General features: G+C 64.0%; 9 protein-coding genes. 7 read left to right on the top strand and 2 right to left on the bottom strand.

Going from position 1 to position 13,156, the window contains the following annotated elements:
* Positions 1-7 precede the first annotated feature (7 nt).
* The gene (locus AAC640_RS01655; protein ID WP_340264339.1) at positions 8-664 is read right to left on the bottom strand and encodes a response regulator; all 657 of its coding nucleotides are present in this window, start codon (positions 662-664) and stop codon (positions 8-10) included.
* A complete protein-coding gene (locus tag AAC640_RS01650) occupies positions 661-2,328 on the bottom strand; it encodes a sensor histidine kinase (RefSeq protein WP_340264338.1) in 1,668 nt (555 codons plus the stop codon). Before AAC640_RS01650 ends, AAC640_RS01655 begins: the two co-directional genes overlap by 4 nt.
* Positions 2,329-2,510: 182 nt before the next feature.
* On the opposite strand from AAC640_RS01650, the gene recO reads away from it, so the two are divergent.
* The 7 genes from recO to AAC640_RS01615 form a co-directional block, all read left to right on the top strand.
* Positions 2,511-3,245 carry a DNA repair protein RecO gene (recO, locus tag AAC640_RS01645; RefSeq protein ID WP_340264337.1) on the top strand — a complete coding sequence of 245 codons (735 nt, stop codon included), beginning with the start codon at positions 2,511-2,513 and terminating at the stop codon, positions 3,243-3,245.
* A gap of 65 nt (positions 3,246-3,310) precedes the next feature.
* The gene (gene leuB / locus AAC640_RS01640) at positions 3,311-4,357 is read left to right on the top strand and encodes a 3-isopropylmalate dehydrogenase (protein ID WP_340264336.1); all 1,047 of its coding nucleotides are present in this window, start codon (positions 3,311-3,313) and stop codon (positions 4,355-4,357) included.
* Between the two features lie 11 nt (positions 4,358-4,368).
* Positions 4,369-5,577, top strand: coding sequence for a trans-sulfuration enzyme family protein (locus AAC640_RS01635; RefSeq protein WP_340264335.1), 1,209 nt, complete (start codon positions 4,369-4,371; stop codon positions 5,575-5,577).
* A gap of 32 nt (positions 5,578-5,609) precedes the next feature.
* Positions 5,610-6,008 (top strand): Co2+/Mg2+ efflux protein ApaG, encoded by a 399-nt coding sequence (gene apaG, locus AAC640_RS01630; protein WP_340264334.1) that lies wholly within the window; start codon positions 5,610-5,612, stop codon positions 6,006-6,008.
* Positions 6,005-6,802, top strand: coding sequence for a LysR family transcriptional regulator (locus AAC640_RS01625; protein WP_340264333.1), 798 nt, complete (start codon positions 6,005-6,007; stop codon positions 6,800-6,802). Before apaG ends, AAC640_RS01625 begins: the two co-directional genes overlap by 4 nt.
* 125 nt (positions 6,803-6,927) lie before the next feature.
* Positions 6,928-7,527 (top strand): tetratricopeptide repeat protein, encoded by a 600-nt coding sequence (locus AAC640_RS01620; protein WP_340264864.1) that lies wholly within the window; start codon positions 6,928-6,930, stop codon positions 7,525-7,527.
* Positions 7,528-8,294: 767 nt separating this feature from the next.
* The coding region (locus AAC640_RS01615; protein WP_340264332.1) for a beta strand repeat-containing protein at positions 8,295-13,156 on the top strand (4,862 nt) is incomplete at its 3' end.

Here is a 13,156-nt window from a genome sequence, read left to right as displayed (position 1 = left end):
CTGCCCCTCAGTGTAATCCGACAGCCGGCATCTCGCTGTCGCTCGTCATCATCATGATGATCAGCTCCGACCGCGACTTGATGCCCAGCTTCTGAAAGATGCTGTGGAGGTGGACCTTGACCGTCCCCTCAGTCAGGCCGCAGCGTGCCGCGATTTCCCGGTTGCGAAGGCCCGCGCGGATGAGTCCGGCAATTTCCAGTTCCCGCTCGGTCAGCGCTGACAGCATGTTCGCGTCGTTCGCGGGCGCGGAGATGCTGTGGACCAGCGCCTGTTCCATCACGAAGGGCGCGATGCTTTTGTTGCCGCTGAGCACCTGACCAATGCAGGTAAGCAGTTCGTTGGGATCGCTGTCCTTAAGCACCACGCCGTCGATGCCGAGCTTGATGGCCTCCAGCGTCTGTTCGGGCCGGATATGAACCGTCATGAAGATGACCGGGACCGTGTTGCCGCTGTTGCGGATCGCCGACAGGACGGCGAGACCCCCGCCATCCTTCATGCTGACGTCCAGGATCACCAGGTCGGGTTGGTCCGTCTGGAAGCGGCTGATGGCTTCATCCACCGATCGCGCGCAGAAGATGACATCGTGGCCATGGGAACCCAGAAACTGGACCATGCCGTCCAGGAAGATCGGGTGATCGTCAACTATCGCTATCTGGGCCATCATGTGGGGGACCTCGGTAAGGATGAAGGGAGTCTAATCGAGATTAATGAATTTATGCTTAAGTTATGGAAGTAGGCGGTGCCGCCGAGCTTCCCCAGCCGCTTCATGATCGATTGTGACTGGAGTTCGAAATCGCCGGTATAGCTTTCCCGCGCGACCTGCTGCGCGCCCGGATTGTCCTTTAGCGCGATCAGGATTTCGTCTTCCGCCTGCGCCAGCGACACGGTGATATGGCGCGCCGCTGCATGCTTTACAGCGTTGGCGGTCGCTTCGCGGATCAGGAATTCGACCTCGGTCGCGGTTTCCGGCGTGACCATCACCGGCCGGTCGACGGGGTTGAGCCGGCATTCGATTCCCCATTGCAGCGCGATGAAGCGGCAACAGCGTTCGACTTCCGCGCCAAGATCGACGCGGGTCCCCCCTGCCTTTTCCGTGCCCAGCAGCCGGCGAAGATGCGCCTGTTCGGCCGTGACCAGTTCCTCCATCGCCTGCAGTTCGGCAAGCTGGCCGGGTGCTTCAATGCCCTCCATTCCGTGGATCGTGGTCGCCAGCCGGACCCGCAGCGCGGCGAGCGTTTGCAGCACGCTGTCGTGCAGGTCGCGGCTGAGCGCCAGCCGCGCCTCGGCAAAGGTGCGCTCCCGCCAGGCGAGGAAGAAGAAGTGCCGCTCCAGGAACAGTTCCAAACCCTCCTGGATGCGGAGCGATCGCAGCAACGAGGCGGGAGACCAGCCATGCCGCGCGCCGATGAAGATGCGTCCTCGCAGTTCGCCGGACTGGACGCAAAAGCTCGTCCCCTGTCCGGGGCCGAACAGGTCGCGCACCGTTTCGGTTACGTCCGACGCCTTTTCATTGCGGAAGATGCCGAGCCGGTTGCGCAGCAGCACGCGCCGCGTCTGGCTGGAATAGAGGAAGGGCGCGTCGCGTGGCGTGACGAGCAGCAGGCTTTCGGCCTGCTTGTTGGGCAGGGAAAGGCTGCGCGCGCCTTGGGCGTCGATGATGTCGCAATGAACCGGCCCGTCTTCCCACATCTGCCAGACAAAGGCGCAGTAGCGGGCCGCCATGAGCTGCGAAATCTGTTCGATGACGAAGCCCGCGAGCGACTTCTGGAAGGAGAGGCCCACAGCCTGCAGCCGTTCGGACCACGCGATGAGCCGGCGTTCGAGGATCGACATGCTCAGCATCGCGGCTGCGATGGTGCAGCCGATCAGCACCGTCAGCCCGTCGATCGCGCGATCAACCTCCAAGACGTGGCGCGCCGACGCCCAGGCTTCATAATAGCCGCGCACGAGGAAGGAGAGGACGAGGCAGACCGCCAGCACGATGATCGAACCCCGGCCGAACCGGTCGGATGCGGACCATGCGACGAAGAACAGGCAGGCGAGCGCGGCGATCTGTAGCGGTTCGCACAGCACGATTGCCGTCAGGAACAGGATGAGGTCGACAACGAGGGACAGGGGGCGCAGCAGCAGGCCGAGCGGTGGCGTCACCAGATGCTGACCGATGCCCGTCAGCGTCCAGAACCAGACCCCCGCCTCCAGCCAGTGGGCGGTCCGGGCGAAGTCGGGTTCATTGCTGAACATCGCCGTGATCTGCCAGGTCGCGGCCACGGCGAAGGCGACGCGGGATATGGCGAAACCCAGGGTAGGCGACCGACCCAACCAAAGCACCAGGCGATCCATTGCAGAGGATGACGCCCCGGGCACGTTCAACATCGTTATATGTCCCCCGACATCCGTCCCCACCTGCCTGTTTGACCACAGGAGGCGCGGAAATCAACTTATATCAAGCAGACGATAACAGCTTCCCAACATCCGATGGCGTCCAGCGCGGTGTGGCGGTAGGAAGGGGGATGGCGACGCTCATCACCCCCGCGCTGGTGTGCGCTGTGCGGACCCATGGCGAACATGGCGCGATCGCCCGGCTGCTGACGCCGAACGATGGCCTGGTGGCAGGCTATGTGCGCGGTGGGCGTTCGCGGGGGCTGCGGCCGGTGCTGTTGCCAGGCAATGAGGTCAAGGCGGAATTTCGCGCCCGTACCGAAGAACAGCTGGCTGGACTGACGGTGGAACTGGAACACAGCCGCGCCGCGCTTTTGTCCGAACCGCTGCCCGCCGCCGCGATCGACTGGGTCTGTGCCCTCACTGCCGTGGCGTTGCCGGAAGGAACGCCTTATCCCGCGCTCTATCAGGCGCTGGACGGCGTGCTGGGCGCGGTGGAGGCGGCACCGGCGGCGCGCGGATGGGCGGCGGCGCTGGTGCGCTACGAACTGCTGCTGCTGGCGGAATTGGGGTTTGGCCTGGATCTTGGGCGCTGTGCGGCAACGGGTAACGCGCGGGACCTCGCTTATGTGAGCCCGCGCAGCGCCGCCGCCGTCAGCCGGGCAGGGGCTGTCGGCTATGAAAGCCGCCTGCTGCCCTTGCCCGCCTTCCTGCTGGAGGGGGGCACCGGAGACTGGCAGGCGATCCTGGACGGCCTGCGCCTCACCGGCTTCTTCCTGGAGCGGTCGGTGCTGACCGACTGGCGCGCCGATGTGTTGGCGGCGCGCGAACGGCTGATCGATCGACTGGCGCGGGCGGCGGCTTGAAAAGCGGTTGCGCGGGCCGCTCGCATCTTGCAAGGGCGGGCCGCTATTTGTGAATGAGGTTGGACATGTTGATCGCCCTGTTGCCCGGAGATGGTATCGGTCCCGAGATCGTCGCGCAGGCCAAGCGCGTGCTCGATGCGCTGGCGATAGACGGCCTGATCTATGAGGAAGGGCTGGTCGGCGGCGCGGCCTACAAGGCTGTCGGCCATCCACTGCCGCCCGAGACGCTGGAACTCGCGACACGCGCCGACGCGATCCTGTTCGGCGCGGTGGGTGATCCAAGCTGCGACTCGCTGGAACGGCATCTGCGCCCCGAACAGGCGATTTTGGGGCTGCGCAAGGAATTGGGTCTCTTTTCCAACCTGCGCCCCGCCAAGGTCTTTCCCGAACTGGCCGACGCGTCGGCGCTCAAGAAGGAGGTGGCAAGCGCCATCGACCTGCTGATCGTGCGCGAGACCAATGGCGACGTCTATTTCGGCGAGAAGGGCATGCGCAAGACCGCCGAGGGCCTGCGCGAAGGCTATGATATCATGTCCTACAACGAGGAGCAGGTGCGCAAGATCGCGCACCAGGGCTTCCAGGCGGCGCGCGCGCGGCGGGGCAAGCTCTGTTCGGTCGACAAGGCCAATGTGCTGGAGACGAGCCAGCTGTGGCGCGACGTGGTGATCGAGGTGTCGGCGGACTATCCCGATGTGGCCTTGAGCCACATGTATGTGGACAATGCCGCGATGCAGCTGGTGCGCAATCCGGGTCAGTTCGACGTGATCGTCACGGGCAACATGTTCGGCGACATATTGTCGGATCAGGCGAGCATGTGCGTGGGCTCTATCGGCATGCTGGCTTCGGCCACGCTCAACGACAGCAACCAGGGTCTGTATGAACCGATTCATGGCTCCGCACCTGACATTGCCGGGCAGGGCAAGGCCAATCCGCTGGCAACGGTCCTGTCGGCGGGCATGATGCTGCGCTACTCGCTGGGGATGCCGGAACAGGCCGACCGGATCGAGGCGGCAGTGGCGAAGGCGCTCGCCAACGGCGCGCGCAGCGCTGACCTGGGCGGCAGCATGACCACCGTCGAGATGGGCGATGCCGTGCTGGCGGCGCTGGTTTAAGGAAGCGGACAATGAAGCGCAGGAGCGGGCAGGACCCGAACATCACGAAGAACTGGCGGCCCGCGACGCTCGCGGTCCGTGGCGGCAGCGCGCGCAGCGAGTGGGGCGAAACGTCCGAGGCGCTGTTCCTGACCAGCGGCTACAGCTACGACCGGGCGGAGGACGCAGCCATGCGCTTTGCAGGCGAGCAGCAGGGCATGACCTACAGCCGCCTCCAGAATCCGACGGTAGAGATGCTGGAACAGCGCATCGCCCTGTTGGAAGGTGCCGAGGCGTGCCGTGCTACCGCGAGCGGTATGGCCGCGATGACGGCGGCCCTTCTGTGCCAGCTCTCGGCTGGTGACCATGTGGTGGCGGGCAAGGCGCTGTTCGGGTCCTGTCGCTGGCTGACCGATACGCTGCTGCCCAAATTCGGTATCCAGGCCACCACGGTGGACGCGACCGACAATGCTGCCTGGGAAGCGGCGGTGCGGCCCAATACGAAGGTTTTCTTCTTCGAAACGCCCGCCAATCCGACGATGGATGTTGCGGACCTGGCGGCGATCTGTGGCATCGCGAAGAAGCACGGCATCGTGAGCGTCGTCGACAATGCCTTCGCGACGCCCGCATTGCAGCGGCCGCTGGATTTCGGCGCTGACGTGGTCGCCTACAGCGCCACCAAGATGATGGACGGACAGGGCCGTGTGCTGGCGGGCGCCATCTGCGGTACGGAAGATTTCATCATCAACACATTGCTGCCCTTTCACCGCAATACCGGACCGACGCTGAGCGCGTTCAACGCATGGGTCGTTCTGAAGGGTCTCGAAACGCTCGACCTGCGCATCCGCCGCCAGAGCGAAAATGCGATGAAGGTCGCCAAATTCCTGGAGGGTCGGGTCGCGAAGGTGCTGTATCCGGGGCTCGAGAGCCATCCGCAGCATGCGTTGGCGATGAAGCAGATGGCGATGGCCGGGCCGATCTTCTCGCTCTATGTGGGGGGCGGGCGCAAGGAAGCGCACGGCCTGCTCAATGGGCTGGAACTGGTCGACATCAGTAACAATATCGGGGATTCCCGCTCGCTGATGACCCATCCCGCGTCCACCACCCATTATGGCATGGCGGAAGAAGCGCGGCTGGAGGTCGGCATCACCGAGGACATGTTGCGGCTGAACGTCGGTCTGGAAGATCCTGACGATGTCATCGAGGATCTTGATCGCGCGCTGCGGTCGATAGGGCGTTGACGGAATCGGCCTGAAAGGCGCATCTTCCAAAAGTGAACGCGCTTTTCCCCTTCCATGCGACCACGCGCGACGTCCATGTGCATGTCGCCGTCACTTTCCTGCCCGAACAGTCGGAGCCGGACCGGGGCCGCTGGTTTTGGGCCTATCATATCCGCATTGAAAATGGGGGCGACCAACCGGTGCAACTGCTGACAAGGCACTGGGTGATTACCGATGGCCGGGGCGCGCAGCATCGGGTCGACGGGGACGGCGTTGTCGGCGAGCAGCCGGTCGTGCAACCGGGCAAAAGCTATGACTATGTGTCGGGCTGTCCACTCAATACGCCGACCGGATCGATGAAGGGCCATTATCACATGATCGGCGCCAGCGGGGAAACCTTTGACATCGCCATCCCCCATTTCGCCCTCGTAGCGCCGGCGGTCGCCGAATGAAGCGTACCCATTTGCCGCTCAACGGCCTGCGCGTGCTGGATGCGGCGGCCCGTCACCTGTCCTTCACCCGCGCCGCCGACGAGTTGGCGGTGACGCCTGCGGCGGTCGGGCAGCAGATCCGCGCCCTGGAGGACCTGCTGGGGGTCGTCCTGTTCCGCCGCACGCCCAAGGGGCTGGAACTGACGCCCGAAACGGAGGCAGGGCTGGAAGCGCTGCGCGCCGGGTTCCTGGAATTCGAGGAAGCGGTACGCGCCCTTCAGGCGGGGCAGTCCAGTTCCTCGCTCACCATCGCCGCGCCGCGCGACATTACCGCCAAATGGCTGCAACCGCGCCTGGCAACTTATGCCGCCAACCAGCCCGACCTCAAATTCGCGCTGGTCGCGGCCGACGAGAGCCTGGACTTCACCGAAGCCAATCTGGACCTTGCCCTGCGCCTGACCGAGGGACCGGGTGAGCATGAGGGGGTGAAACTGGGCGAAGCGGTCTTCGTCACGGTGGAGGCCGCCCATGGTGGGCCGGCGCATCGCATCGATTGGCCTGGCTGTCCGTCAGGCACGGAAACCGCCACGATCCGCGTTGCGGACGCCGGGCTGGCGATCGAGGCGGCGGCCAACGGTTTCGGCCATGCCTGCGTGCCGCTGTTGTTGGCTCAGGCGGACATCGACGCGGGCCGGGTTCGCGCGGTCGACGATCCGCGGCCCTCGTCGCTCGCTTATTGGCTGATCGCACCGCTGCCCCAGTGGCGGCAGAAGAAGGTCAAGGCGTTGATCGAGGCGCTGACGGCAGGCGCTTGATCGCTGCTGCCTGCGTGGGTCGAAGCGTTAGGCTGCGTTCCTGTTCCCCGCATTTGCCTTTTCCTAACCGCTGCCACCGCATAGTCTCGCGACAGGGTCTCAAACTCGGGGAGGGGTCATTGTCGGTGCGCACCGTGAGGAGAAGCCTTCATCCTGCGCTGCTCCTGCTGCTTGTGCTGGTTCAGCCGGCCTATGGCCAGGCACCCTATGTTCCCGACGTGACCGAGGCTCGGGAAAAGGAATGGCGCAGCCTGACGGCGGCCGTCCAGTCGGCCTATGTCAGCGGGCGCGCCGCCGAAGGCGTCGAGCCTGCCCGCAAGGCGCTGGCGCTGGCGGATGAACTGTTCGGCGCCGATGATCCTCGCACCCTGATATCAGCCAATGACCTGGCGTTGCAGTTGGACGCGATCGGCCATTTTCGTGAGGCGGAAAGCCTGCTGCGGCGTGTGTTCGATGGTTATCGGCGGACGCGCGGCGAAGATGATCCCAATTGCCAGATCGCGCTCGAAAATCTCGTCGACTTCTACGTTGCCCGCAAGCGCCCGGATGCCGCTCAACCCCTGGCCGAATATGCGCTGACCATGTTTCGCCGCACGACGGGATCAACAAGCGAGCGCAGCCGCAGGATGGAAGCGGTACTGGCGGGCATGGCACCTGCATTGCCGGATGCCGCGAAGATCGCGGATGATGCGCGCAGTGCCGTGACGCAGGACATCACGCGCTGACCCAGAATTTTCGTGGGCCGTTGATCCCGGATATTTGCCCATTTATTTCGATTATTCAACAACATCGCCTCGCCGCTAACCTAAGCTATACCCCTTCGGGTGAATTGCGGATGTGATCGCGCTGCTTATCGTCCGTCTGCATCGGAGGGGGTGCCTTCATTTTCCCGTAGGTTATCACCAGAATAAGCACTGGTGGGGGGCCGGGAAAGCGAGATACGCTCCGCAATATAACCTACGGGTCGCAAACAGGGCGGGCGATCAGTCGAAAGGCTGGTCGCCCGCTTCATATATCAGCGCCACGTCAGCGCTGCGGCCGATGGGACAGAAAACAGGCTGGACCGAGCTTCGGCTCGCCCGCAATCGAGTCGGTGTCCCCCTTCGAGTCGTTAACCTCGATCAAGATGGCGGCATAGACTGAAAGATATAGCGTGAAGTTTTCATCTATATCTTTGGCAATATATTCTTGGCATCTTTTTGATCTCTATCGTCCTAAAATGGTTAACAAAACTTGATTCCTCGTGACTCTATTGTGTCCTGCCCCATAAGATCGGCCTTCGGGTCAGATGATATAAGCATAGGGTTAATCCGGGGCGGTTTTGGACTTGGGGAAAAGTCCCGCCGGCGGGAGATTGCAGACAAGGGGCAATAGCTGATCCGCTAATGCCAGCTGTCCGGAACGATCGAATTTCCGAATGTATCGTCATTCGGAAGCCGATCTTTCGCGCGCTCCTTCCAGCCCGCTCCATGGCGACAGGTGGGATGGAACGATGGATTTCGATCGCGATGCAAATGTCGATGCCGCCGCTGATCACCAGCAGGCGCACGGTCCGGATGTCGCCGCACATCCTGGATCGACGAAGGCCGCGCCGCACCATCATGGCCATCATCATCATACCGGCGCGATGCGGACGGTTTCTGTCCACGATGGCGTCGTTGTCCTGCCTGCGGGCACCGACATAAATCATATAGAGGTCGATGGCCGCAACCTGGTCGTCACCTTGCCCGATGGCACCGAAATGGTGATCCTGGACGGCGCCGTTGTGGTCCCGCGCATGGTCGTGGGTGATGTGGAAATCCCGTCGGTCAACCTGGCCGCGCTGCTGATCGGCGAGGAGCCGCAGCCCGCCGCTGGTCCAGCCCGCAGTTCGGGCGGCAATTTTCTCGCCGCCGACGGCAATGTGGGTGACCCGCATGGACTGGGCGACCTGTTGCCGCCCACCGAGTTGAACTTCGCCCAGCCCGAGCAGCGCGAGATCCTGCCGATCGCGCCGAACGACAAACCCGTTGTCGAGATTGTCACGCCCAATCAGCCGGCGGGCGCAATCAGTGCCACCGCCAATGTCAGCGAGGCGGGTCTACCGGCGCGCGGAGAGGAGCCGGCCGGGTCGGCAGCAGGCAGCGGCAGCGACCGCACCACCGGCACGATCGTCTTCACCGCCAATGATACGCCTGCAGTCGTCACGATCAACGGCGTCGAAGCGACGTTGGGCCAACACATAGACACCGCGCACGGCACGCTGACCATCACATCGGTTGCGAACGGCGTTGTCGGTTATAATTATGTGCTGGCCGACAATGTGATCGGCGCCCCTCCGGCAGAAGTCTTCAATGTCGTCGTCACGGATTCGAATGGCGATCAGGCGACTGCAACCCTGACAATTTCCATCGCGGACGACGCGCCCCGCGCGATCAACGATGTGGACAGCGTGACCGAGGACGGCGCGCAGGTCGCGGACGGCAATCTGCTGACCGGTCATGGTGGTTCTGACGCGAACACAACCGATGGCGTTGCCGATGTGCAGGGCGCGGACGGGGCGACCGTCACCACGCTGGGCACGTTCCACGGCACTTACGGCACGCTGACGATCAGCGCGGGCGGCGGGTATAGCTACGTCCTCGCCAACGATAATGCCGCGGTGCAGTTCCTGGTGCCGGGCGAGACGCTGACTGATCATTTCAACTACACGATCACCGACGGGGACGGCAGCACGTCGACGGCGACTTTGACGATCACCATCAACGGAGCAGACGATGGCGTTACGATCACTGGCCTGACCGATGGGCCGGGCGCTAATGGCGCTGAACTTGTGGTGCAGGAAAATCATCTTGCCGATGGCAGCGCGCCCGACGCCGCCGCGCTGACGCAGAGTGGTTCTTTCAGCGTGACCGGTCCTGACGGGTTGGCGAGCGTCACCATCGGCGGCGTGTCGGCTATGGCTAACGGCAGCTTTGTGACGGGGCAGGTCGTGACGACCCCGCTCGGCACGCTGACCATCACGGGCTTCACCGCCACCGCGCAACAGGGCAGTGTGGCGACTGCGGGCACGTTCACCTACAGCTTCCTGCTGACCGACAACAGCCTTGGGCATTCGGCGGCCGGCGCGGACGATGTGTTGCAGAGCTTCGCTGTCGTCGCGACGGACCGCAATGGATCGACCGCCAATGGTTCGATCGACGTCCAGATCGTCGATGACCTGCCCGTCGCGCACAATGATGTGGATGGCGTCGCTGCGGGCACATACGGCCCTGAAGGCGGCAACGTCATCACCGGCGAGGGCACCGTTTCCGGCGCGGCCGGCGCTGACGTGAAGGGTGCGGATGGTGCGGCGGTAGCCGGCGTCGTCGCGGGAGCGGGCGAAGGCGCGCTTGTCGATCCCACCACGATCGGCGAAGGCATCCATGGGCTTTATGGCACGCTGACGCTCAACAGCGACGGCAGCTATAATTATGTCCGCGATGCCGGCTCGCCCGGCGGCGTGAGCGACAGCTTCAGCTACACGCTACGCGACGGCGACGGTGACCTCAGCGTCGCGACGCTGCGGATCGACATCGCCGACAGCAATGTCACGATCCTTTCCGTGCCGCGTACAGGCGAGGGAACGGTTGTGAGCGAGGCCGGGCTGGATGCCGGCGTCGGACCGGCGCCGGGCTCTAACGCGGCGGCCAATATCGAAACCACCGCAGGCACGATCACCTACTCGGCGCCCGACGCCCCTTCGACCGTGACGATCAACGACATCCTGATCACGCAGGCCGGGGAGACGATCCAGACTGACAAGGGTGTCCTGGTGATCACCTCGATCAGCGAAGGGCGTATCGACTATAGCTACACGCTGACCCATGACAGCAGCGGCGACAATGTGACCGACAGTTTCGCGGTCACCGTCACTGATGTCGATGGCGACAAGGCCAGCGACACGCTGGTCATCACCATATTGGATGATCACCCCACCGCGATCGCGGATGTCGATTCCGTGCGCGAGGATGGCCCGCTGGTCGCGGACGGCAATGTCCTGACAGGTCAGGGCGGCAGCGACGCCAACAGCACCGACGGCGTCGCGGACATTCAGGGCGCGGATGGCGCTCATGTCACCGGCATTGCCTTTGGCGGTGCGACCGGCGCGGTAGGCGAGGTGGTCCAGGGTACGTACGGATCGCTGCTGATCCACTCTGACGGAAGCTATTCCTATACGCTCAACAATGAAGATGGCGTGGTTCAGGGGCTGGATTCGACGCAGCATCTGACCGAAACCTTCACCTATACGATCACCGACGGTGACGGCGACTCATCGCAGTCCACGCTGACCATCACCATCAACGGCAACAATGACGGCGTCACTATCACCGGCCTGGATGGGGAAGGACCGGAACTCACCGTCAACGAAGCCAATCTGCCTGACGGCAGTTCGCCCGATGCGGCGGCGCTGACCCAGGCGGGCAGCTTCAGCCTGTCCGCGCTCGACGGCGTGTCGACCGTCACGGTCGGCGGCCAGTCGATCTTCGCTGGCGGCAAGTTCATCGCCGGCGTGACCATAGCCAGCGGTTACGGCACGCTCAGCGTCGACAGTTTCACGCCCGTCATCGGCGCGGACGGCGATGTCATCGGCGGCACGATCGGCTACCATTATGTGCTGGGCGACAATACGCTGCTGCACACCGGCGCCAATGATCTGAGCCTCACCGACAGTTTCGCCGTGGTGGTGCAGGATAGCGACGCCAGCGTGGCGCAGGCCAGCCTGGACGTCAGGGTCATCGACGACACGCCCCATGCGCTGGATGATGTGGGTAATGTCGTCACGGAGGATGCTGCGCCCAACAGCCTGTCGGGCAATGTGCTGGCGAACGACGTGGCGGGCGCTGACCAGCCGGCGAGCTTTGTCGCCTGGAGCGCGGGTGACGCCGCGGCGATCGCGGCGCTGAACACCTATGGCACGCTGACACAGAACGCCGACGGCAGCTGGACCTATGTGCTCGACAACAGCCGGGCGGCGACGCAGGCGCTGGGAAGCAACTTCAGCCAGGATTACGCGCTGAACTACACGATGAAGGACGCGGACGGCGACCAGTCGTCGGCCAAGCTCGTCATCACCGTCAAGGGTGCGGCCGACGATGCGACCATCGCGACGGCCTCTCCGACCGGACCCGACAATACCGTCTATGAAGCGGGCTTGCCGACTGGTTCAGCCCATGACGGATCGCATGTCACGACCGGCAGCTTCACGGTGACAGCAACCGACGGCATCGCCAACATCGTCGTCGGCGGGACCACATTCACGCTCGCAGAAATGCAGGCTTTCGCTGCGACCAACGGCGTGGTGGACACCGGCGAGGGCACGTTGCGACTGACCGGCTACACGGCTGCCACGGGCGTCGTCAGCTACAGTTACACGCTGGCCGCGACCATCGACAATGATAGCCATCTGGGTGCCACGCCGACCGGATTTGACGACCTGATCGTGCTGACGGTGAACAGCGTGGGCGGCTCTACTGGCAGCGACGATCTGATAGTCCACATCGTCGACGACACGCCCCTTGCGGTAAATGACGCGGGCGGCACCGTGACCGAGGATGCGGCGCCCAACAGCCTGTCGGGCAATGTGCTGGCGAACGACGTGGCGGGCGCCGACCAGCCGGCGAGCTTTGTCGCCTGGAGCGTGGGTGACGCGGCGGCGATCGCGGCGCTGAACACCTATGGCACGCTGACGCAGAATGCCAACGGCAGCTGGAGCTATGTGCTCGACAACAGCCGGGCGGCGACGCAGGCGCTGGGGAGCGGGTTCAGCCAGAGCTACACGCTCAACTACACGATGCAGGATGCGGACGGCGACCAGTCGTCGGCCAAGCTGGTCATCACCGTCAATGGCGCTGCGGACAGCGCGAGCGTGGTCACTGCCTCGCTCAACGGTCCCGACGCCACCGTCTATGAGGCTGGCCTGCCGAGCGGCTCGCTGCACGACGGATCGCATGTGACGACCGGCAGCTTCACGGTCAGCGCGACCGATGGCATCGCCAACATCGTCGTCGGCGGGACGACCTTCACCCTGACGCAGATGCAGGCGTTTGCAGCGACCAACGGCGTCGTCGACACAGGCGAGGGCACGCTGAAGCTGACCGGCTACAATGCCGCGACCGGTGCGGTGAGCTACAGCTACACGCTCAAGGCTGCACTCGCCAACGGCACCTACCCAGGTTCGAACGGCACCGGTTTCGATGACAGCGTTCATGTCACGGTGAACGGTGTTGGCGGCACGACCGCGGGTGATGACCTGGTGGTCCACATCGTCGACGACACGCCCCTTGCGGTAAATGACGCGGGCGGCACCGTGACCGAGGATGCGGCGCCCAACAG

It is taken from the genome of Sphingobium mellinum (assembly GCF_037860795.1).
GTDB lineage: Bacteria > Pseudomonadota > Alphaproteobacteria > Sphingomonadales > Sphingomonadaceae > Sphingobium > Sphingobium mellinum.
This window is presented reverse-complemented; position numbering and strand designations above follow the sequence as displayed.

What these genes read in the sequence shown, in the direction of transcription:
- AAC640_RS01655 (WP_340264339.1), bottom strand. Translation starts at nt 664, where the DNA reads ATGATGGCCCAGATAGCGATAGTTGACGATCACCCGATCTTCCTGGAC.
- recO (WP_340264337.1), top strand. Translation starts at nt 2,511, where the DNA reads ATGGCGACGCTCATCACCCCCGCGCTGGTGTGCGCTGTGCGGACCCAT.
- leuB (WP_340264336.1), top strand. Translation starts at nt 3,311, where the DNA reads ATGTTGATCGCCCTGTTGCCCGGAGATGGTATCGGTCCCGAGATCGTC.
- AAC640_RS01635 (WP_340264335.1), top strand. Translation starts at nt 4,369, where the DNA reads ATGAAGCGCAGGAGCGGGCAGGACCCGAACATCACGAAGAACTGGCGG.
- AAC640_RS01625 (WP_340264333.1), top strand. Translation starts at nt 6,005, where the DNA reads ATGAAGCGTACCCATTTGCCGCTCAACGGCCTGCGCGTGCTGGATGCG.